The sequence below is a fragment of the Pandoraea commovens genome (genome assembly GCF_902459615.1).
GTDB lineage: Bacteria > Pseudomonadota > Gammaproteobacteria > Burkholderiales > Burkholderiaceae > Pandoraea > Pandoraea commovens.
In genome coordinates this window covers 33106-55294 of sequence record NZ_CABPSA010000005.1, presented here as the reverse complement: position 1 = coordinate 55294, position 22189 = coordinate 33106, and the positions used below count along the sequence as shown (strand labels likewise).

Sequence of the window (22189 nt, the reverse complement as noted above, 5' to 3'; positions counted from 1 at the left end):
ATTGGCCACCTTTCGAGTCGATGTTTTGTCCAACGGCAAGTTCGTCACCATGACGGTTGACGCCCCCGACGAGGCTGGCGCACGGCAACGGTGTGCTGCGTCGGGAGAGTCGATCAGAATACTCTCCGTCAAGCGAAAGTTCGGACTCGGTATCTTGGCCAGAAAGCAGAAATTTCCGCTTGGACTCTTTCTGCAAGAAATGTCGACACTGCTAGACGCTGGGTTGGTACTAATCGAGGCCATTGAGGCGTTGCGAGACAAGGCAGAATCCCAGAGGGGGCAACGCTCAGTGCTCGACGATCTCGTCACGAAGATGCGGGAAGGGCAGCCATTCTCTGCCGCTCTGGCACAGCAGCCTTCCATTTTTCCGCCGTTGCTTGTCGCAACGGTCGAGGCGTCGGAGGGAAGCGGGCAACTTCCGCTCGCGCTTCGCCGCTTTCAACATTATGAAACGCGCTTGGAGCAAGTCCGTAAGCGCGTGAGCGGCGCACTTGTCTACCCACTTGTGGTGATGGCTGTCGGCGCGGGCATTCTGATGTTCATGTTGTTCTTTGTCGTTCCTCGTTTCTCATCAGTGTTCGAAAGCGTGAATGACCCACCGGCAACCGCAGTTGCCATGCTTTGGTGGGCCGGCCTGGTGGATCGCCACGGCGGCGTCCTGTTGGCTGTGCTCGCCGCAATGTTTGTCGGCACCGTTTTTGCGCTTCGGACGCAGTGGGCTCGCAACATTTTCATGAGTTTGCTTTGGCGTACGCCACGCGTTCGCGAAGTGTGCCATCTGTTTGTTCTTTCCAGGTTTTATCGAACCGTCGGTTTGCTTTTGGCGGGAGGAACGGCTGCCATCGATGCGCTCACGCTAGCGGGACGGTTGTTGCCCTCAACCTATCTTTCACGACTCAACATCGCTTTAGGGGAACTTCGAGCTGGGCAGCCGCTTTCAGGGGTACTCGCGGAGCATGCATTAACAACTCCCGTCGCCGAACGGTTGTTGCGCGTGGGCGAACGTAGCGGCGAACTGGGGGAAATGTGCGAAAAGATCGCGCATTTCCATGACGGCACGCTCGATCGGGCCATCGAGGTCTTCAGCAAGTTGTTTGAGCCGATTCTCATGCTTGGCATAGGCGCATTGGTCGGAGCAATTGTCTTGCTGCTCTACATGCCGATATTTGACCTCGCGAGTGGTATTGGCTGACACAGTCCGCCGTGATGCAACGGCGTCTTTTTAGGTTCCGTTGAGCTTCTTTGTCGGCGTGGGCGAGGACACAGACAATTCCGGTATGGAAGTTGACCGCGATATTGATGGCATCACGGGAGGTAACGTGTCTGGCGCTTCAAATACATTCGGCTTGCTCAAGACGTGGCAGAACGAGGCGGCGCAAGCGGGCATCTCGCTGGCCGAGTATCTGGAAGACGCTCTTCGTAGCGACCCGAACCGGCTCGACGAGGTGGCTGCATGCCTGGGTCTCAAGGCGGTTGGGCCGGCGGAACTCATGGCCGCGCAATCTTCATGGGGATTGCTGCCGTTGCCCGATGCGCTCGCTATGCGTGTGGCCCCCATTGAGTTGTCAGGGCAGGCCTATCTCGTGCTCGCCGATCCGTTTTCCCGCGAGACGCGAGCGCGCCTTCAGCGCAGGCATTTGCCGGGAGCCGTCGTGTTTGCGATCTCCGTGCCGGGCGCCGTCGACGACTACTTGAGGGCGGTTGAGTCCACTGAGCGTGTCATGGACGAAGCGGTTTACGTTGGTGAACAAACTGATTCATTGGCGCAGGCCGTCGAGTCAATCACGTTGAGCAGTATCGCTCAGGATGAGAGTCCAATCATCCGGCTCGTGAATATGACGCTTTACGATGCACTCCAGAGCCGCGCAAGCGATATTCATCTCGAGGCCAGCGTAACGGGAATGTTGATTCGCTACCGTGTCGATGGCGTCATGCGCATCATCCGGCCGGTCGCCGGAGATCTGGTCGCCAGCCAGGTGATGTCGAGATTGAAGGTGTTGGCAAGCCTCGACATAGCGGAGAAGCGTGTTCCTCAGGATGGCCGGTTCAAGGTCGTATTGCAGGGTAGAGAGATCGATCTGCGCGTCTCCATCATGCCCGGTGTTCACGGCGAGAATGCCGTTCTGCGGATTCTCGACAAATCACAGCGCGGCCGTGAACTCACGTTGCAGACGCTTGGTTTCGACGACCATGCGATTGAACGGATCCGCGCTCTCATTAGACGCCCCCACGGACTGACGCTGGTGACTGGCCCTACTGGAAGCGGCAAGTCGACGACGTTATATGGTGCGCTGGCGGAGATTAACAACGGTGATGAGAAGCTAATCACGATTGAAGACCCCGTGGAGTATGAGCTACCTGGCGTACTCCAGATTCCTGTTAACGAGAAGAAAGGATTGACGTTCGCGAGAGGGCTTCGGTCGATACTGCGCCACGACCCGGACACGATCCTCGTCGGCGAAATTCGTGATGAGGACACCGCCTCCATCGCAGTGCAATCGGCGCTCACGGGACACCGGGTGCTTTCGTCTGTGCATGCAAACGATGCGTTCAGCCTGATCGATCGCTTCCTTTACATGGGAGTGGAAGCATCGACATTCCTGGAAGCGCTGAACGGGGTCGTCTGTCAGCGGCTGGTACGTCGGGTGTGCGAAGCGTGTCATGGCGGAGGTGATGGTTGCGAAACATGCGGGGGCAGCGGGTTCCATGGGCGCATTGCTCTGGCAGAGGTTGTGACGATGGATACCGCGCTTCGGTCGGCCCTGATCGATGGGGGGGCTCGGGCGCGCGAGGATGCTCTTTTGCATAGTGCCGGATATCGGTCACTACGCCAGAACGCGTTATCGCTCATTGACGCGGGCTTAACGACTCATCAAGAGGTGAAGCGTGCGATCGATATGGGATGAACGTATGGCAATGATCGATGCTCGCGCGATCACGTTGATGCGCCCCGGAAGTGGCGAAGTGCAGACGGGGCAGCATGGCGGCCGGCCGGCGGCGAAATTGGGGGAGATGCTGGCAGACTTGGAGGGGCGGGCCGTTGGCATTCTTGGCGGCCGCGTTTCGAGTCGTCGGCTTCACGTCATGCTGGCCCATCCGTGGTATGACGCGGTGATTCTGCCATGGCAAGCCGGGCTTCGAGAGGGGGATGCATGGCGAGCATACGCATGCGGTTTGCTCGCTGAGCAAGATGTACCCGATCCAGAAGCCGAATCGCTGTGTATTGAGGACGCGCCCTATGGTAAGGCGCGTCTCTGCGTCGCGGTGCGTCACGCGCTTGTGCAAGATCTGCAGTCCGCTGCAGATCATACGGGATGGCGCCTTGCCTCTTGTGTCGACGCAACATCGGCAAGTGCAGGCCGCTTCCTGAGGCGGCTCGGCAGCGATTGCACGTTAGTCGTAGTGGAGCCAGGTACGTTGACATCACTGGTGCGTCGTCAAAACGAGTGGCAGGAACTGACGACACTCCGGTTCGATTTTGATAAACCGTTGGATAGTGCCTTGGTAGTAGCTGACGCCTTGAGCGGTCGTCCCACGGACTTGCCTGCGCTGCTTGCCGGATTTCTGCCGTCCCACATTAACGTTGTTGAGGAGGGGCATTGGCAGCGTCTTGGCTCACCGGGACCCCGTTGGGACGAGGTTCCGATATGAAGCGCCTTGCCGAGTTCAATTTCGTTCAGAACCGGATAGCGTTGCGCCCCATTGCCGTTGTCCTGACCTTGGCCGCAATCTGCGCCGTCGCGTACGCCGCCCATCTAGGATCCGAAGTTGGAGATCTGAACGCCACGGTCGAGGGCCTTCGTACCCGCACAGACGCCCGACAACGGGCGTTGGAAAGGGCGCGCACCACAACGTCATCATCGGGGCAGACCGGGGTGGTATCAGCGACAGAGGAGCAGCTTCGCGTACTGCATCGCGTTGAGCGCGTGTGGTCGCCTAAGCTCGGGTTGCTGTCCGTCGCGGTCTCGGGACAGGGTGAGGCAGCGCAGATTCGAGTTGATGGGCTGGCCGCCCACATCGACGAGGTCTATGCGCTTGTGGCACGCCTACGAAGCGCAGAGGGACCGACGGCCCGCATTACGTTACAGCGGCATGGCGTGCGTATCGTGGATGAGCATCCGCTCGCTTCATTCAGCCTGACGGTGGAACCCCAATGAAAAAGCTCCTGAATACAACGATCAACTGGCAACCGGTCGCAGACAAGGCGCGGTGGTACTCGCAGAGAACCGGTGAGAGGCTTGGCCGTGTCGGCGTATTCGCGCTGTTTGTCCTCGTCGTAAGTGTCATATACGGGGTGGTTGTTGCGTTACCTCGAGCCCAAATGTTGCGTGAGGAGCGGCAAGTGCTGTCAGACCGTCTGGAGAGCCTCGAGGCTTCAGCGTCCTCGGTTGCTGCTCGCCTGGAGGTGGACACTGCGCTTCCCGAGGGCGATCCGACTGCCCGCAAGTTTGCCCTTGTCGACGCGCTGAAGCGTCACCAGGTGACTGTGGAGGAAACGACCTTCCAGACAGACGTCGACAAAGCTAGAAACCAGATCCGCCGGACCGTCGTGTTTGTTGGGCATGCTCGCTATCCCGACCTTGCAGAGGCGCTCCAGGCATTGCGCGCTCAACCCACCGTGCGGGTCGAGGAAATGACAATGGAGCGTACGGACATCGGAAACGAACGACTTCGCGTCATGTTGCGCGTATCCATGTTGTTGGGGCGCCCATGAAGCCGTCAATGCTCAAATTCGTAGCGTCACTCACTGCGCGCGGCGTGCTGCTGCTTTTTCTTTCGGCTTCGGCATGTGTGAGCGCGAACGACGCTGACTCTCCCATCAACATATTTCCCTCGCAGACGGCTGCAAAGATGATCCTGGAGTCGATGCCGCCAGAATTGCGCTCAACCCTGTCGGATGCTTCGTCCGAGCCATCGCCGGAGATGAGTCCCACCCAAGTACCCGAGCCCGAATCGGGCCCGCCATTCGAAGTGAGCGGAGAGTGGGTGGAACCTGATCGTCACATCATTGTTTTGCACGGGATGGGGCGGGTTTTTCTGCTTTGCCGGCGCTGTGGCTCATTACCCGATGTCATTCGTCCCGGCCAGCCTATTGCTGGCGGTTTCCGATTGAAGTCCCTGCGAGGTAGCGACTTGGTGCTAATTGGACCGGATCGTCGAGAGCATCACTTGGCCGTGGCCGGCCATTGAAGCTGATGCGGCACTGCAAAGCCATCATGTGAGAGATCTAGCGTGAAACCAAAATTTATTGTGACGGCACTATTGTTAGCTCTTCTGGGCGGATGCGCGTTTCCAGGCGGAAAGGCTGGCGACGGCGGGGCTGAAGCCTTGAAGCAGAGCGATCGATTGATAAAGGACGGGCGGCCCGAGGAGTCCATCGAAGTGCTCGAGGCTGCGCATCGGGCGCGCCCGGACGACGTCGAAGTCAACGTCGTGCTTCAAAACCGGAAGAATACGTATGTCAGCGGTGAGCTGCGTGCTGCTGGCGTGGCGTGGGCCATGGGAGACGAGGACACCGCGTTTGAGCGTCTGGAGAACGCTAGTCGAGCCGACCCGTCGAATCAGCGGGTTCGTCAAGCGATTGATCGTCTCCATCAACGCGTCCAATTTCGAAGCGAACTGGAACGTGCTCAGCGCCTGAGGCAGCAGTCACCAGATCAGGCATTGGAGATCGTTCGGCGAATACTCGACGAGCAACCCGATTACGCCGACGCCATCCAGTTGCGAGACAGCCTGCAGCGCCAGCAGCAGCGCGACAGGGCGATGCAACCGAGACTGGCCGAGGCACTGCGCAAGCCAATAACGCTCAACTTCCGGTCCCAGCCGCTGGAGAACATTTTCGACGCCATATCGCGCGCTACCGGGCTGAACTTCGTCTTCGATCAGGAAGTGCAATTGTCGGAGCCGGCCAGCTTGTTTGCGAAGAGTACGACGGCCGAAGACGCCATTCGGTTGCTGCTGCGGGCGAACCAGTTGACGAAGAAAGTGCTCGATGAACATACATTGTTGATCTATCCGTCCCGGCCAGACAAGGGGCGGACGTATAAGGAGTTCATGATGCGCACGTTTTTTCTTTCGCATGCGGACGCGAAGAACGTTGTCGCAGCACTGCGGCAGATGGTCAAACCTCGTGACATTTACGTGGACGAGCGGACCAACGCGGTGATTGTTCGGGATACCCCTGAGTCGGTCAAAGTCGCGGAGCGCCTGGTGCAGGCGTTGGACTTACCGCAATCCGAAGTGACCATGGACGTTCAGGTGCTTGAGGTTAACGCCGACGACGCCGTCGATTTTGGTGTTCAGTATCCGGAAGAGCTGGGTTTCTCCATCGAGCATCCTTACGAAAGGGTTCACACCACGATCGGAGATCTTCTTAGTCTTAACCGGGACAATATAGCTGTTTCCGGAGATAAAGGCGCCAAGCTCCGAATGGCGATTCGCATGCTTCAGAAGCAAGGCAAGACCAAGATCTTGGCTAACCCGAAGATCCGGGTTCGAAATAACGAGAAAGCAGATATCAACGTCGGCGAACGTGTCCCGGTGGTTACGACGACGACTAACAATGGCGTGACAAGCGAATCCATTGCGCATCAGGATGTCGGGTTGCAACTGGTCGTTCAGCCACGAATCAGCTTGCATGATGAGGTGTCCGTGAAAGTCACGCTGGAGGTCAGTAACATCCTGCAGGAGATCGCCACGAAGACAGGTCTTATTGCGTACAAGCTCGGAACCCGTAAGGCCCAGACATTGTTAACCGCGCGCGACAACGAAACACAGGTACTTGCGGGTCTTATCAATCGGAACGAGACTTCGAGCTCCAGCGGGCTGCCCTATCTGTCAGGTCTTCCGGGCATTGGCCGGGCATTCGGCACGGACCGGTCCGGAAGCGTGCGCTCTGAGATCGTATTGCTGATCACCCCGCACATCGAGCGAAATCTCGATCTGCCGGCGTCCGCAGTGACAACTTTCATGTCAGGCACAGAAGGCGAGCTTACGACCGAACCGATGGCGTTCGGCAAAGTGCCAGAGAAGGGGGCAATACCCACGGGCGCGCCGGTGTTGAGCGATCCCATTGACGGCCGTCCGGGAGACACACGTACAGGTGGCGCGGCGCTGAAGCTGCCCTCCAACGGCGGTGCTCCTACCTCGCAGGATGAGCCTGTCGTCCCTGACAACGGGGAAGGCAAAGCCGACAAGGGCCGGGCCGCTGTAAAGGCAGAAGAGAAGACGTCGGGACGTTGAAATCATGCGACGCAGTAATTGCCGCTATTCACACCGGCCTGGAGTACAACGCGGCTTTACGCTGATCGAAGTGCTGGTGGCGCTCACTTTACTCGCATTGATCGCGTCGGCGGCGTTACCGCTGACAGACCTCGTGCAGCGCAGAGCCAAAGAGACGGAATTGCGTCACGCGTTGACGACGATTCGCTCGGCGCTTGACGCTTACAAGCGGGCATCAGACGAAGGTCGAATCGAGAAGTCGGTCGATGCGAGCGGTTATCCACCTTCACTGGATGTGCTTGCCGAAGGCGTTAAAGACAGAAAAAGTCCGGAAGGAAAGCGAATTTATTTCCTTCGACGCGTACCCGTCGACCCACTATGCAATTGTCCCGGAGTACGGGCTTCCGAAACCTGGGAGACACGTAGCTATATGAGTTCGCCCACGGCATTTATGTCAGGAAAGGATGTGTTCGACATTCGTTCAAAAAGCGATAAGGTAGGGATCAATGGGACTCCATACAATCAGTGGTAGGAATATTCGACAAGGACGCCAGAGAGGTTTCACCTTGATCGAACTGCTGGTGGTCATGGCTATCGTTGGACTGCTAATGTCGTTTGTCGCGCCTGCATATTTCAAACAAACGGGGAGAGCCCAGGAGACTGTGTTGCGTCACAACCTTCGCGCCCTGCGCACTGCGATAGACGACTACCGAGCCGACCGCGGCGAAGCCCCGGCATCGCTCGATGTGCTGGTACAGGAAAAGTACTTGAAGGAAATTCCATTGGATCCGGTCACCGGTAGACGCGACACCTGGAAAACGGAGCGAGGCGATAGCGCCGGCGTGCTCGATGTACACAGCGGGTCTCCGGGAAAGGCAGCAGATGGCACCGAATATGCTAAGTGGTAAGCGCATCCGGTGTCGCCAGCGCTGGCCGTACGCATCGAAGCAACGTGGGGTTGCCTACCTCGGGATGCTGATCGCTCTGGCGGTAATCGGTATTGGGCTATCGGAGGCGGGTGTCATATGGGCAAAGGTTCGGCAACGAGAAAGGGAGACAGAATTGCTTTTCGTCGGACAGGAGTTTCGCCAGGCGATCGAGCGATACTATCTCGCCTCCCCTGGTAGCCAGTACCCCAGATCGCTCGACGCGCTGGTGGAAGACAAGCGCTCCATCAATACCCGGCATCATTTGCGGAGAATCTACGCGGATCCCTTGACGGGACGGGCCGACTGGGGCGTTGTCAAGGCACCGGATGGCGGAATTGCGGGAGTCTACAGTCTTGCGCCGGGCAAGCCGGTGAAGCAAGGCGGCTTTTCGGAGCAGGACATTGATTTTTCTGGTAAGAGCACATATCAGGAATGGCTATTCGTTTTTCGACCTGTCAAAGGACAAATGTGATGAACCATCTGGATCTCAATGCGGAGGAGCGATGATTGTTGCAATACTTGAAGACGACGAGGTCCAGGCGGAAACACTGGCGTCTTGGTTAAGGGCTGCGGGCTATCAGACGGAAGTTCGTCATGATGGTAATCGTTTCATGGACCTCGTTCGTACACAGAAGGTGGACGTGCTGCTGGTGGACTGGGACGTGCCCGGGCCCAATGGCATCGAGGTGACTCGATGGGTCCGCCAAACGTTTTCGGACGCCATGCCCGTGATATTTGTGACGCAGCACGATGGTGAAGAAGACGTCGTGTACGGATTGAATAGTGGCGCTGACGATTTCCTTACCAAGCCGGTACGCCAACGGGAGTTGATCGCCCGTATGGGTGCACAGGTGCGAAAGTATTACCCAAGCGCTGTTGAGCAGGGGGCCATATCGGTTGGAAAATATGAGCTGGATCCTGCGTCGCGACGCGTGAAGCTTACAGATGTCAACGGCGTGGAAGGTGACTCAGTCGCGCTGTCCGCCCGAGAGTTCGAGCTTGCAATGACATTATTCAGCAATGTGGGACGTATTGTTTCTAAAGATCTTCTTATCAAGAAGCTCTGGGGCGAGGTCGATCGCAAGCACGACGCAAGTTTGACGACATACGTCAGCAAGTTACGAAACACGCTCGCGTTACGTTCAAAGAACGGACTTGTGGTCTCAACGGTCTACAGTTACGGATATCGGCTGGAGCGTGTGTAAGGGAGGGCGTCTGAAATGGTCTGAATAGTTTTTTTTGTTGAACGAACCCAGGTCCGACGACCACGATGGAGACAGGCAATCGTGGTCGTCGGTGATGTCACCGCTTAGCTTTATGCTTAGCGCTGCGTATTGACGTTGCCTGAATCCTTTGTCTGAGATGTCGTTTGAGTGCCATGGTCATGTGGGCTCGACGTCGATTTCGTATCGGAACTCGTCTGATGCGAATGTTGGTTTGCCGACTGTGTCGATCCTTGCGCGTGCGCTGCACCGTGGCTTCCGCCACAGGCGAATGCCGAACCGGACAGTGCGAATGCCGCGGTGATTGCGATGAAGGTCTTCGATGCTTTCATAGTAAGTTGTCCTGAAGAGTTTGGAAGATGTTGATCGAGAAATCTACCTTCCCGATCGACAGCTGAATTGTCTTGGCATTCAGCCCGTAGCGCGATAAATCTCAGAAAACCACAAATTTTCCGATAGCGTTCCGGCGTGGCATAGGTTTCATAACGCCGATTTGCGTGAACTATGTCGATGTCTTTCGACGAATAAGGACCGGTGCATCGCGTCCCCAGTGGGACGGTAGTACTTCACGCATTTCGGCGTATATCCTCCTCAATGTGTGCGTGTCCTCGACAGTTTTCTCGTTTTTGAGAAGAATTTCCCACTCCTTGCATTGAAGCATTGCGAATTTCCGGTCCACTGTCTCGCACTTATCTCGCTTCTCTTTCGAGTCGTACGCGGAACTCGACAGCGCCATCATGATTGCCGCTGGGCGATGCGACGGGGAGGCTGCTGGCCGCGGACAGAGATCACTAATGCTTTCCTCCTGAGTCGCGGGTGACGGTACTCGTCTGAGATAGCCTGAGGCGTAAACGTCGCTTTCTGAAGTGGCGGGTGATGGGAACTGTCCTCCCAGTTCACCGACATCGCAACGGTCGCATTCTGAAGTGGCGGGTGATTGGAACTGTCCTCCCAGTTCACCGACATCGCAACGGTCGCTTTCTGAAGTGGCGGGTGATGGGAGCTGTCCTCCCAGTTCACCGACATCGCGACGGTCGCTTTCTGAAGATGCGGACGACGGCACGTGTCCTTTCAGTTTGCCTGATTCTAAACGCAGGCTTCCTGGTGGTTCGGTTAAGCCCCGATGTTCCGTTGCATCATCGACGCGTCGGTAATTGTGGACGTCAAAGAAGCTCGGCGGTGCAGTATTGGAGACGTGGACACGATACGGCTCCCGTGGAAAGACCGACGTGGAGCGGGCTGATCTCATGTCCGCCGCAAACCCTGGCGCGATGGCGCGTGCCGCCGGATAAAAGTCGGGAATCTCTGCGGTGCGGATGCCGTCTGGGGAGAGTGCAGGCGATACGTTCATTGCGGAATTCGTCCCATTGTTAGTGCGTAAGGCCTTCAAAACAGCCTCGGGTGCAAGTCGCCGATATCTCACGTCTGGTACCGATATAGGCGCAGGCTGATGGATGGTTGGGGTAGATCTTGCGAAGATTTGGGGGCTGCCAATTCGTCACGATGCGTTTCGATTTGCGTGCAAGCATGCTCTCGGGGACATCCGTCTCATATGGCAAATCGGTATTTTCAGTGGTAACCCTAATGATTAAGATTCGCACGAATTCAAAGCCCTTTCGCTTGCCAACTTTCATCCTCCAAAAATCTGAGGCGGCGCTGTAATAAGTGCGCCCCCAGCACGCCCCGTGGCTGCAAATTATCGGGCGTTCGAAACTTACGACCCGCTCTGTCCGGCTCACCCGTTCGAATGTGTTTGATCGAAAGTGCCGCGGTGGCTACAGACTTGACTGTGGTGCCGGCGGTTTCTCGACTATCGTCTTGATCTATTTAGTCGTGCGAGATTCGTCTTGTTGACGACGACATGATGACGTGGGCCTTCGAACCTTCTCCGGAAGGATTTTCAAGAAATTTTTATAAAAAAATGAAACATTACAAATCTTGCGGAATTATGCTTCGAGTTGTAAGTGGTGGTTGTTGGGGCTTTGGCCTATGTATCAATGGCTCATTTGCCCGAGCTTGGCGTGTATCGCTTGGAACGGGTGAAAAAACGTTCTCTTCTCAGTGCCCGTTAGCAGTCCTCTAGGATCGGAAATCAAGTTGTCGTAGACGATTTCTGATGATGTGTCCCCGAATGGGTGAACGGAAACAGGAGTCAAGGAAATGCGTCATTGGATTCATTTTTCGTCCAAGGGGAAATCCCGCTTACATAGCCCATTCGCTATCACGCTCGTCGTCGGACTTGCCGCACTGGCGAGCGTTCCCCGACTTGAGGCACTTTTCGGTTCCTTCGACCAAGTCCATTTCAATATTGTTTCGTCGGCAATGGCCAGGCCAGCGTCCGACTCAGTCGTGCTTGTTGGGAAGGGCGAGCGTAGCTTACGCATACTCGGGAGAGAAAAGATGTTTTCTCCCGCATTGAATGCACAATTGATCGACGATTTGCGCGGTGCCGCCAGCATCATTTTTGACATCCCTTTACCGGCCCGTGAGCAATATGACACGGGGTTCTTCGAAGCCGTGAAACGTAACGGACGCGTTGTTGTAGGTCTTCCCTCCACTGACATCGACGCTGACGGAAGATTATTACTTCCATTGCCGGATCCGGCGCCGGAGTCCGCCGCAGCGATTGGCCAACGTGAGCTTTCGATCGGAGACTATGATGTGGTCACAGGATTGATACCATATCGGGCGATAGGCGATGTGGTGTATCCCCATGTCGTGCTTGCCGCGCTGAACATTGCACGAATCAATGGTGACGCGGTGCTTCGTGTGTCGGCAGCGCGCGGAGTGGTCTATGCAGGGCCTGCAGATGGCGCCAATGCACTGACACTTCGCCTTTTGCTTCCTCGTGTAAAGTCTATCAAGAGCTATTCGTTTGCAGATGTCGTGGAAGGGCGTGTGCCGCCATCGGAATTCAATGGAAAGATTGTGTTTGTCGGTCACGAGATATTTCGTCCTTTAGGAATCCACAAAGTTTCGTCTATCAATGAGGTTTTTGTAAGCGGAACACAACTGGACGCCATGTTTACGTCGGCTTTACTGGCGGCGGATGTCGTGAACGAAATTCCGCCCGTGCTGAAGTTGATCGTCAATGTGACCGTTGCGCTCGGAATGTTGTTGATCTGTGAGCTAACAAAAGCGCATCGGTTGCATGTATTCGCACTGCTATGGGCGGGGGCAATCCTGGGCGCTTCGACCCTCGCACTCGCGATATTCCGCGTGTGGATTCCAGTCGGCGCTTCGCTGGCGGTATGCGCGCTGGTTTATGTGTACTTCGCCTGGAGCCAGCTATTCGGGATGCATCGATTGCTGAGACGAGAAATCGATCGTTTGAGGGAGATCTCGACGGGCATGGGGGCAGTGCGATTCTCGCCGGTATCCCCCGGCGGTGAGGTTGCCGAGTCGACCTTGCTGGATGAAGTGAAGGTCGCGATGAAGCAGATTCGCGAATGGCAAGAGGCTTATGTCGCAGTGATTAATCTTTTACCGTATCCGGTATTTCTCGAGAGAGCGCGCAAGTTGGCCTTATGGAACAGCCGCGGAGCAGAGTTGCTTGATGAGCATGCGGTGCCGTCAGATAGCGGTGAGGCCGGTGGTGATGCGGGAACGCTTCGGGAGGTCCTAGAGAGATTTGCTGCACTCGATCCCATGAACCAGCCGGCTCGCGAATGCGAGATAAGCGTGGGCGGACGGGATTACAAGCTAATGAACGTGCCATTTACACAGTTCTCCCCTCTTGCGGTGGAAGAGGACGTGGCGAGCCTGATTTGCTTGATCGATATCGACGACGTGAAACGATCTGTATCGCAAGATCGTCAGACGCTTCGCCACATTGCTCACGATCTTCGTAATCCGTTGACTACCATTCTGGCGCTTATTGAGCAGCATAGTAGTAACGCCGGGGCGTCGAGCGATGAAAAGTTCATGGCGGATCTCAGACGACTCGTAAGCTACAGTCTTCGCATGGCTCAGGACTTCATGCAGTTGTCTCGTGCGGAGGCGCTTGATCCTGCGACATTCTCAAGCGTAGTCGTGGATGACGTGGTGGATGAGGCGCTCGATCAGGTGGCGGCGATTGCCGACGCCAAGTCTATAGACATCTCCGTTGAGCGCCATGGCAATGTTCCTGGGTGGGTCACGGGAAATCGCGACATGCTCCTGCGCACAATCGTGAATGTCTTGGATAACGCGATCAAGTACTCGCCGCCAGGAACATCGGTTAATGTCATTGTCGAGCGGGAGTTGAGGGGAGGGCATGCTTTCGCTGTTATCAGGATCTGTGATAACGGCGTTGGCATTCCTGAGGATGCGATGGAAAAGATCTTCGAACCTTTCTATCAGGTGGGCGCTAGCAAGCGCGACGCAGCGTCAGGTGTGGGGCTTGGGCTGGCTTTCGTCAAGGCTGTCATGGTTCGTCATGCCGGAAAAGTTCTGATCAACCGGCGCCCTGGGGGAAGGGGCACGGAGGCTATATTGATGCTGCCTATCGGGTTGGCCATGGTGCCCACAGTGGATATGCCTGCCATTGCGAGGGTGGGCTCCCAATATCCCATCGCCGCTAACAGGCGTTGAGTGAGGTGTCCACTTTGTCAAGGCGCCTCAGGTCCGTCTTGATACGCGAAGATGCGGTTTCCCAGAGCGATGCTGCCATGTCCGCATCTTCACGCTTTGCTGCCTTCTCTGCTTGATCAGTCAATTGCGCCAGCGTCGGTGCACCAAGCATTTGCAACGCGCCTTTAATCTTGTGTAGCCTTCTGGCTGCGGCCTGCAAGTTGCCCGCATTGAGGCTTCGTGTCACGACGGCGCAATCTTCGGGCCAGTTGCGCGCGAACGTTTTCCAAAGGCCCGGAGCCAGGGGAGTGAACGGGATGTCGAGGTCCACTGCGGCGGGGGCGGTTTCGTCTGTAAGTCCCTGCTTGATCAACAGGGCCCGCAGTTGTTTGAGTGAAAGCGGCTTCTCCACGATGGCGCAGAATCCGTCTACCGTTTGATCACTGGCCGAGACAAAGGGGGCACTGGCGCTGACGAGTATAACGGGGGTTATCACGCCGCCACGGCGCAGTTGGTTCAGTAGCTCGGTGCCGCGCATATCCGGCAAGTTCAGGTCGGACAGAATCAGGCGGTATTCGTGCTGACGGCAGTGATGTATCGCGTCAGTTGCGTCGGCGACGCAATCGACATTATGAAAGCCGAGTATGCCAAGCTGAGTGGAGATTAGCGTGCGCGCGACTTCGTCGTCTTCCACAATCAAGAAGCGCGCGCGATGCGCAGGCGCCAGGGCTATTTCGGTATTGTGGTGCACGGGTTTCTGCGATGCGTCGTCACACGCCATAGTCAGCGCATGGCGCAACGCTGGACGCGAGAGCGATGTGACGCGAATCACGTTATCCCGACATTCAGGTGCCGATGGATAGGTTTCCGAAATCAGCACGACGCGCGGCGAGCTGTATGGGGCAGCGCTACGAATGCGCATCAGTTCTTCGGAATCGACGCCACCGGCGCGGGCAATCACTAGTACCGCATTTTCAATTTCGCGGGCCGTGGCGGATTCCACAACGTGCAGCCCCCAGTTCTTAAGTTGGGAGGTGATGCTAGCTCGCCACACGTCGTCGCTGCAGTCAAGCACGTATGTATTGGCCCGTGCGACGGTATTTGTCTGAGTCGGCTCGGCTGCGCGGGGAATGACGGTGACAGGAATGAGCACCTCGAATGTGCTTCCAACGCCCTCCGTGCTGGTAGCCTGGATACTTCCCCCCATGAGTTCGGCAAGGCGCCTGCAAAGGGTCAGCCCCAGGCCGGTACCGCCAAATCGATGAGCTGTTGCTTTGCCCGCCTGAGTAAATGGTTTGAATAGGCGTCCTAGATCTTCCGGTGAAATGCCGATCCCGGTGTCCGACACCCTAATTTCAAGGTGGGCGTGATCGCCTCTTTCGCGACGGACGGTCATCGCCAGAGATATTTCGCCGCGCAGCGTGAATTTCGAAGCGTTATCCAGCAGGTTCATGATGATCTGTTGTAGCCTCATCGAGTCGGTCTTGACCCGGGGAACTTTTGCTTCGTCGGCAATTAATCTTAGTCCGATGGCTCGACTTGCCAGCGACGGATAAATGGCCAACGAGCATGTTTCTGCCAGTTCCAGGGGGTCGAAGGGGGCGGGTTCCAGACGCAATTCTCCCGCCTCAATCTTGGAGAAGTCGAGGATGTCGTTGAGTAGTCGTCTCAATGTTCCGAAGGACTTGCCGATCGTCTCGACGAGCGCATTTTGTCCAGGAGTCAACGGCTGGAGCGAGAGAAGTTCCAGGTTGCCGAGCGCCGCGTGCAGTGGCGTGCGGATTTCGTGGCTCATCGCTGCGAGGAACATCGACTTCGCGTCGTTGGCCATCTCGGCGTCCCGCTTTGCGTTGGTGAGCAGTGTTTGCATTTCCCTTGCTTGGGTGGCATCGGTGATTCCGCAGAGCACCACATCCCTCTCGTCGTAGCGGGTCTCGACGAAGGTTGCACCTACTGCAATGGTCTTGCCTTCATGCACGCCGATGACGATCTCGTCTCGCTGTATTTCGCCCTGGCTCCATTTCGTCCGATGGCTGCGCGATCCGCACAGTTTAAGCACCTCACCGTAGAAAGTGCCGGCTCCATTTGATGTGCGCCCCAGGATTTCTCCGGCAATGACATTTTTCATAACAATGTCGCCGGTATGGGCGTCGAGCACGCACAGTCCGATAGGTGCCGTGTCGACCACGGTCCGATTGAATGCCTCGCTCTCATAGACTCGCCGAATCTTGCGTTGCATTGGAATCAAAATCGTTTTGTCGAAAATTCGGACAAACGTCCATAGAAGCGCGAGCACCGCCCCGGCCGTCAGGGCAACAACGCCAAGTTCCTCCCGCAGGCCAACTACGATGGCTGGCCAGTCGAACGCATACACGGCGATCCATTCCGGACCTCGAATGCGTTGGGCCATCACAAACGTTCCTCCACTACGGGCAATGCTGATTTCCGGCGCGCCGGCTGGCGGCATATCGAATAGCTTGGTCGTCGCACTCGCTGCTAATTGGTTCTCGGATGGCGCGCCCATTAATACGTCTGCGCCATCCTGGGAAAGCAGGTAGAAACCAGCCAAAGGGGGCTGATTCTGCATGAAGAGTGCGCGGAAATCCGTCAACCGAATGCTGTATCCGACCACCGCTAGGCGCTTCTGGCCCTGTTCGATCGCCGTTGCATACTGCACGACGCGCTCACCGGAGAAAGTGGAGGTGTGGGGTGTGGTCCATACGACCCCCCCTGCGTGCCTGGCGATTTCTTTGCGAACTTCCGCCACTTCTTGTTGAGCCAAGACCTGAACCATGGCGGGAGGTTTACTCTCCAGTGCCGCGTCTGCCTCAAAGGCAGGGTGAAACGCGAAGATTTGCTCCGTGCCGTCGTAGACGAAGTTTCCTTTCTCGATGCCATCGGCATTTGCGCGAATGACTGGCGTCGGCGATACGGTGTTTAGCAGACTGATTACGTATGGGGCATGCGTCCGAAAGAAGTCGACGTTCGATGCCGCAAGCGTGTATTTCGAGGCCACCAGATCCGAGTCAGCAATCGTGACGCCGTTATTGAGCCCCAGGCGATTTGCGTACATGGATACCTGCGCGGCAGTAACGGGCGCGTTCCCTCCCCAAACTCTTCGAGCCTCGTGCTGCATGACTATTTCGCGCAGTCTCGACTCGGCAAGTTGAACGCCCGCCTGCACAGTGTTGCGTTGATCGGAGAATAGGTATCGCTGGTCATCGATGAAACGGTCGACGCGAGCATTGATGGTGATGGCAATCGCTACAAAGATTGCGAACGTGAGCAACGCCGCTCCGCCGTAAAGCATCGTGCGTTGGTAAGCGCCACTGAGGTGGCAGTCGTCGCTGCGGGATTTTCCTGCACGTTCCATTCGACGTTGAATCCACTGTGCGATCATCGTTCCTCTGCGCTTCGCCAGGCAACATTAGGAAGATTCAGTCACAGAAGCTTTCGTACTGCGTCAATGAGCTCCTGGTTTGTCGTCACACCAAGTTTTCGCATCGCATTGGCTTTTTGCGTGGTGATCGTCTTGCGGCTTCGATTCATGCGAATGGCAATGTTGGCAACGGACATTCCCTCTTCGTAAAGTCGAACGACTTCCAGCTCGCGAGCGGAGAGTTCGCGAGTTGTCGTCGAGCGGTGGGGCGTATCGAGAAGGTTGAAGAGCGCATCGCTGGCGATCTTCGAGTCAATATGCATTTTTCCCTGAATCGCCTGGGTGATGATTTCTGGCAGACGGCGTAGCTCTCGACCGTTCTTGCTGACGAACGCAGATACGCCACGTTGGATGACGTGCCGCAGCAGGCACTGATCGTCGATCATTGTCAGGAGCACGATCTTGACGTCGGGATACATCCGCCGTACGCGCTCGATCAAGCGTAGGCCATCCGGCTCCGGGTCTTCATCAAATGAGTAGTCGGATACGAGAACGTCACACGGACTTTTTTCCAGCCGTGCCATCAGCGCAGAGATGGTGTGCACTTCCGCGATGACCTCCATTGTCGGGGCTTGCGAGAGGACGTGGCGCACCCCTTGCGTTACAACCTGATGGTCGTCCGCGATGATGATGCGGATACGACCATGGGCATCTCGGCGCGACGTGGATGCTGACTGATTGGGGGCGCGAAATTCCGCAGTCACGGTCTCTTCGGGATCGTAAAGGTTCATAAGGTGCTCGTGCAAAGAAGCGTATCTGGCAATTTCAGCCGGAGTAGCATGCGGCGTGCATGGGCATGCCAATAAGCATCTGCTTACGTGCTGGGCACATGTCGGTCGTTTGCAGGAATTCTGATGATTGCGATCGTTTCGATCAAAAATCATTGAAAGAATCCAAATTGCGCTCTCTCGGGAGGAGGGGCAAAAAACTTGTTGATTAGATTCCCGAAAATTATTCATAAGCGGAGCCCTAATGGATAGGTTTGGCTGCCCTATTTTTTATGTGGGTTTTGGCTGATATCGGGCGGCTGGGCGCTGGAATTACCATCGGGAAACGGCGCATGCGAAGGCTAACTTTGGTGCGCATAGGGCGCCACATCATTTGACGTCACACGTCAGAGGGAGCCGGCGGGGAGGCGGAGTCGGCATTGGATTTTCTTTAGAGTTACTTTTCATCATGTCCTTCCGGTGCTGACATCAAAACGCCAGTCCTTTGACACTCGTAGTTACGTCTGAAATCCTTGCCCCCTCCCGCCGGACGGCGATTTCTACCCGTCAGCACTCCCCCGTGTTTTGAGATTCCCGCTCCGTCTGCGAACAACATTACCCGACTGTTTCTCGTGCTGATAAGGGAAATATCCAGTTGACATTCCGTTTATGGTTTTTGGTCATCGCGAGCGCGTAGCCGAATAATCCGCCAAGTTGAATGAGTTCACATTCCGCCAACATGACGACGAGGCGGAGGAAAGTGAGTTTTCGTTGTTTTTTCGGTTAAGGCGGAGTTGTGATGAAAGAAACCAAAATTGTTGCCGCAATCAGCGGTGTGCTGCTGGCGCTTGGTATGCAGGCATCGAGCGCAGAGGCTCGTGCGGTGGAAGAAGAGGCTGTTCTGGAGGAGAGCATTGAGGAAACGTCGCGTAAGTACAGCCTCGGACAAGCGAATGGCTTCCGGCTCGCGAGTGGTACGCGGAGCGGGGCTATTACGGTGTCGAGCCTTCGTGCCAATAGCGTGGATTCCATTTTGTTGGGCCCTCAGGCCAAGGGCGGTTACGCTGCCATTGCGATTGGTCAAGAGGCGACAGCGGAGAATGACAGTATCTCGATCGGCTATCAAGCGCTAACCGTTGATCCAACGCAGTCAGGCAATACGGCCGCCGTTGCATTGGGCAACTATGCGGAAGTGCAAGGACGCTTTGGGACGGCGCTTGGATATGTCTCGAAGGCGATGGCCGCAGACGCGACGGCTATCGGCAGCTTTTCGAATGCATCCGGAGCGCGCTCGGCGGCGTTGGGGCGAGGAGCCCATTCGACGGCCGACGATAGCCTCGCAGTTGGATATGAAGCATATTCCGAGGCAAGCGGCGCGGTCGCGCTTGGCAGCGGCTCTTTGGCGAAAGAAGCTAATGTGGTATCCGTTGGCTCGGATGCGCTCAAACGCAAGGTCGTTAACGTTGCACGTGGTGTAGGCGAATTCGATGCTGTGAACATGGGGCAATTGAATGAGACTAACCAGCGAATCGATTTTGCCGAAATCGGCAGTGGGGCAAGCTCATTGCGCAATGGGACGGTGGCTGTGGGCGCATTTAGTAAGGCAAGCGCCGTTGGGGCCTCCGCTGTTGGCGTTAACGCCAAGGCGTACGGTCAGGATACCGTTGCATTTGGGCAAGGCGCCACGGCGTCATCCAATCAAGGGGTCGCCATCGGTACGGCCGCATCAGTCGATGGTGCGTCTAGTGTCGCAATAGGATACTTCGCGAAGCTTAGCGCTGCTGCGACCAACTCAGTGGCACTTGGAGCGAGATCGGAAACCGATGAACAGAACGTTGTCTCTGTCGGTGCGCCCACGCGTCTGCGCAAGATCGTCAATATGGCGCCCGGCGTGGCGGATACGGACGCCGTCAATGTGGGGCAGCTCAATGCGATTAGCGCTCGCGTGAATGCAACGGAGACAAGTGTTGCAAATGTCTCGCAAGGGCGCGAAGGGATGGTGCGCGTCACTAGCGATGTGAGTTTCGTGGCGCCAATGGCGACAGGCGTCGATGCGCTGGCCATCGGAAGCGCTGCGAGCGTGGATGGCGCGCGATCCACGGCAATAGGTAATCAAAGTGGGGTGATTGCTGCTGCAGATGGTTTGGCAGTCGGTTACGGTAGTCTTATCGGTCGTGCGGGCTGGGGCGATGGTGCTACCGCGGTCGGTGCGAATGCAAAGGCTACTGGAGGTGGGTCCACCGTGCTGGGAGCTTACGCCAGTTCTGACGTCTATGACGCGTCTGTCGTCGGTTTGCGCGCGAAGGCAACTGGCTCCAGTGGAACGGCGATCGGTGCTTATGCAAGCGTTTCCGGCTACAACTCTGTCGCACTCGGCGCAAATTCCGTTGCTGATCAGCAGGGGGTCGTGTCGGTTGGTTCTGCTAACTTCACTCGGAAAATCGTTAGAGTTAGCGCCGGAGATATCAGCGCTACCAGCACCGATGTCGTGAATGGCTCGCAGCTCCACTCGACCAACATCGCGGTCGAAGCGCTAGAAGGAAAGATCGAGCAAAACCAATCTGCAATCGTGGTCGTCAATGATGCACTTGGCCAGGTGGTGACATACGATTCCGGTGAGAAGGAAGCTGTCACGTTGGGCGTTGGTTCCGGTGGGGCTGCAGTGAAGCTGAGGAATGTCGCTGCCGGCGTAGCGGAAACGGACGCGGTCAATGTGGGACAGTTGAAATCTATCGGCGATAGCGTCGGAGTGCTTTCGGAGCGCGCTGTGCAGTATGACGACGAGGTCGACAACGGTAAGGCGACCGTGACGTTTGGCGGTGCCGCTTCGTCCGACGGTGGGAAGACCGGGGGGACCAGATTGACAAATGTGGCGCAGGGCGACGTGTCGGCGCTGAGTACCGACGCAGTGAACGGTGCCCAACTACATGCAGTAAGCGTGATGTTGTCGAATCTGGGCGATGCCGTCCATAACGTCGAAAACGGTGGAGGCATTCGGTATTTTCAGGCCAATGGCGGTACCACACCAATGGCGGCATCCGAAGCCAACGGCGTGGGCAGCACCGCGATGGGGCCGTCAGCTCGGGCCAACGGCGAATCGACCGTCGCCCTTGGCAATGGCGCAGTTGCCAGTCAGGCGGGCGACGTGGCGATTGGCGCAGGGGCGGTCGCCGATCGGGGCGCGGCGCACTACACTGGGAAATACTCGGGCGCGGAGAATCGGACCGTCGGAACGGTCGCGGTCGGAAGCGCCGGCGCGGAGCGCACAATCGGTCATGTCGCCGATGGCGTGATGGCAACGGACGCGGTCAACATACGTCAGTTGGACGGCGCGGTTGCGCAAGCCAAGAGCTACACCGATCAGCGAATCACTGCCGTGTCAAATATTGCGATTAGTGTTGGCGAGGATCTCACCAAGCTGGACGCTCGCGTAACAAAGGTTGAGGGTGACGTTGCTCGCGTCGATGGCGACGTGACGAGCCTGCGCAACGGCACCACCGGAATGTTTCGCGTGAATTCGGATGAGCAAACGACCGCAGCCCCTGCAGCCAATGGTCGAAATTCGGTGGCTGGAGGTAGCGGCGCTACGGCGTCGGGGGAGAATAGCTCGGCATTGGGAAGCAATAGCCTCGCCGTTGGAGAAAATTCTGTCGCGTTGGGCGCCGGATCAGTGGCTGATCGGGACGACTCGGTCTCTGTGGGTAGCGAGGGGGGCGAGCGTCAAATCGTCAACGTTGCGCCTGGCACGGCCGGCACCGATGCCGTCAACGTTAACCAGTTGCGCGAACTGGGGCAGGGACTAAATCAGCAGGTAGCCGGCGTGCGTAACGACATACGAAAGATGGACAACCGCATGAGCGCCGGCATTGCCGCGGCAATGGCTGTAGCCAGTTTGCCGCAGCCTTATCGTCCCGGCAAGAGCATGGTCGCGATTGGCGGTGCGACCTGGCGTGGCGAGACCGGTGTGGCCATTGGTGTGTCGACCATCTCCCGAAACGGCGAGTGGATCGTTAAGGGGAATGCGACGAGCACCTCGCGCGGTGACTATGGTGCGTCCGTAGGCGTCGGATTCCAGTGGTAACAGATAACCTTGAATGCCCCGCGGCGTGGGAGCGCGGG

15 protein-coding genes are annotated in these 22189 nt (G+C 56.9%); 12 read left to right on the top strand and 3 right to left on the bottom strand.

The window, feature by feature from the left end; genetic code table 11:
- Position 1 precedes the first annotated feature (1 nt).
- From PCO31010_RS15530 to PCO31010_RS15485, 10 genes are all read left to right on the top strand, one after another.
- The gene (locus PCO31010_RS15530; protein ID WP_246184626.1) at positions 2-1192 is read left to right on the top strand and encodes a type II secretion system F family protein; all 1191 of its coding nucleotides are present in this window, start codon (positions 2-4) and stop codon (positions 1190-1192) included.
- A gap of 85 nt (positions 1193-1277) precedes the next feature.
- Positions 1278-2906, top strand: coding sequence for a GspE/PulE family protein (locus PCO31010_RS15525; protein ID WP_150665054.1), 1629 nt, complete (start codon positions 1278-1280; stop codon positions 2904-2906).
- 4 nt (positions 2907-2910) lie between these two features.
- Positions 2911-3651 (top strand): hypothetical protein, encoded by a 741-nt coding sequence (locus PCO31010_RS15520; RefSeq protein WP_150665053.1) that lies wholly within the window; start codon positions 2911-2913, stop codon positions 3649-3651.
- Positions 3648-4157 (top strand): hypothetical protein, encoded by a 510-nt coding sequence (locus PCO31010_RS15515; RefSeq protein ID WP_150665052.1) that lies wholly within the window; start codon positions 3648-3650, stop codon positions 4155-4157. Before PCO31010_RS15520 ends, PCO31010_RS15515 begins: the two co-directional genes overlap by 4 nt.
- Entirely contained in the window at positions 4154-4714 is a 561-nt protein-coding gene (locus tag PCO31010_RS15510; RefSeq protein WP_150665051.1) for a hypothetical protein, read from the top strand. The genes PCO31010_RS15515 and PCO31010_RS15510 overlap by 4 nt, the downstream gene beginning before the upstream one ends.
- A gap of 518 nt (positions 4715-5232) precedes the next feature.
- Positions 5233-7242, top strand: a complete 2010-nt coding sequence (locus tag PCO31010_RS15505) for a secretin N-terminal domain-containing protein (protein ID WP_246184625.1) — start codon at positions 5233-5235, stop codon at positions 7240-7242.
- Between the two features lie 4 nt (positions 7243-7246).
- Positions 7247-7753: a type II secretion system protein gene (locus tag PCO31010_RS15500; protein WP_150665050.1), complete on the top strand. Its 507-nt coding sequence runs from the start codon at positions 7247-7249 to the stop codon at positions 7751-7753.
- Complete coding sequence (locus PCO31010_RS15495; RefSeq protein WP_150665049.1) at positions 7728-8129, top strand: type II secretion system protein; 402 nt, start codon at positions 7728-7730, stop codon at positions 8127-8129. The genes PCO31010_RS15500 and PCO31010_RS15495 overlap by 26 nt, the downstream gene beginning before the upstream one ends.
- A 64-nt stretch (positions 8130-8193) precedes the next feature.
- Positions 8194-8622 (top strand): type II secretion system protein, encoded by a 429-nt coding sequence (locus tag PCO31010_RS15490; protein WP_217426168.1) that lies wholly within the window; start codon positions 8194-8196, stop codon positions 8620-8622.
- A 31-nt stretch (positions 8623-8653) separates the two neighbouring features.
- Positions 8654-9355: a response regulator transcription factor gene (locus PCO31010_RS15485; protein WP_150665048.1), complete on the top strand. Its 702-nt coding sequence runs from the start codon at positions 8654-8656 to the stop codon at positions 9353-9355.
- Between the two features lie 520 nt (positions 9356-9875).
- Here the strand turns inward: PCO31010_RS15485 and PCO31010_RS15480 are convergent.
- Positions 9876-10724: a hypothetical protein gene (locus PCO31010_RS15480; RefSeq protein ID WP_150665047.1), complete on the bottom strand. Its 849-nt coding sequence runs from the start codon at positions 10722-10724 to the stop codon at positions 9876-9878.
- A gap of 809 nt (positions 10725-11533) precedes the next feature.
- Between PCO31010_RS15480 and PCO31010_RS15475 the strand changes: the two genes are divergently transcribed.
- Positions 11534-13945, top strand: coding sequence for an ATP-binding protein (locus tag PCO31010_RS15475; RefSeq protein ID WP_150665046.1), 2412 nt, complete (start codon positions 11534-11536; stop codon positions 13943-13945).
- Here PCO31010_RS15475 and PCO31010_RS15470 read toward each other — a convergent pair.
- The gene (locus tag PCO31010_RS15470) at positions 13932-17324 is read right to left on the bottom strand and encodes a hybrid sensor histidine kinase/response regulator (RefSeq protein ID WP_150665045.1); all 3393 of its coding nucleotides are present in this window, start codon (positions 17322-17324) and stop codon (positions 13932-13934) included. The genes PCO31010_RS15475 and PCO31010_RS15470 overlap by 14 nt on opposite strands.
- Positions 17325-17365: 41 nt before the next feature.
- Positions 17366-18094, bottom strand: a complete 729-nt coding sequence (locus PCO31010_RS15465) for a response regulator (protein ID WP_174984800.1) — start codon at positions 18092-18094, stop codon at positions 17366-17368.
- A gap of 775 nt (positions 18095-18869) precedes the next feature.
- Here PCO31010_RS15465 and PCO31010_RS15460 point away from each other — a divergent pair.
- On the top strand, positions 18870-22151 hold the full coding sequence (locus PCO31010_RS15460) for a YadA family autotransporter adhesin (protein WP_150665043.1): 3282 nt from the start codon (positions 18870-18872) through the stop codon (positions 22149-22151).
- Positions 22152-22189: the final 38 nt, after the last annotated feature.

Coding starts and splice junctions, on each gene's coding strand:
- PCO31010_RS15480 (WP_150665047.1), bottom strand. CDS start 10,724: ATGAACGTATCGCCTGCACTCTCCCCAGACGGCATCCGCACCGCAGAG.
- PCO31010_RS15470 (WP_150665045.1), bottom strand. CDS start 17,324: ATGATCGCACAGTGGATTCAACGTCGAATGGAACGTGCAGGAAAATCC.
- PCO31010_RS15515 (WP_150665052.1), top strand. CDS start 3,648: ATGAAGCGCCTTGCCGAGTTCAATTTCGTTCAGAACCGGATAGCGTTG.
- PCO31010_RS15460 (WP_150665043.1), top strand. CDS start 18,870: ATGAAAGAAACCAAAATTGTTGCCGCAATCAGCGGTGTGCTGCTGGCG.
- PCO31010_RS15485 (WP_150665048.1), top strand. CDS start 8,654: ATGATTGTTGCAATACTTGAAGACGACGAGGTCCAGGCGGAAACACTG.
- PCO31010_RS15475 (WP_150665046.1), top strand. CDS start 11,534: ATGCGTCATTGGATTCATTTTTCGTCCAAGGGGAAATCCCGCTTACAT.
- PCO31010_RS15500 (WP_150665050.1), top strand. CDS start 7,247: ATGCGACGCAGTAATTGCCGCTATTCACACCGGCCTGGAGTACAACGC.
- PCO31010_RS15510 (WP_150665051.1), top strand. CDS start 4,154: ATGAAAAAGCTCCTGAATACAACGATCAACTGGCAACCGGTCGCAGAC.
- PCO31010_RS15490 (WP_217426168.1), top strand. CDS start 8,194: ATGCTGATCGCTCTGGCGGTAATCGGTATTGGGCTATCGGAGGCGGGT.
- PCO31010_RS15525 (WP_150665054.1), top strand. CDS start 1,278: ATGGAAGTTGACCGCGATATTGATGGCATCACGGGAGGTAACGTGTCT.
- PCO31010_RS15465 (WP_174984800.1), bottom strand. CDS start 18,094: ATGAACCTTTACGATCCCGAAGAGACCGTGACTGCGGAATTTCGCGCC.
- PCO31010_RS15495 (WP_150665049.1), top strand. CDS start 7,728: ATGGGACTCCATACAATCAGTGGTAGGAATATTCGACAAGGACGCCAG.
- PCO31010_RS15520 (WP_150665053.1), top strand. CDS start 2,911: ATGGCAATGATCGATGCTCGCGCGATCACGTTGATGCGCCCCGGAAGT.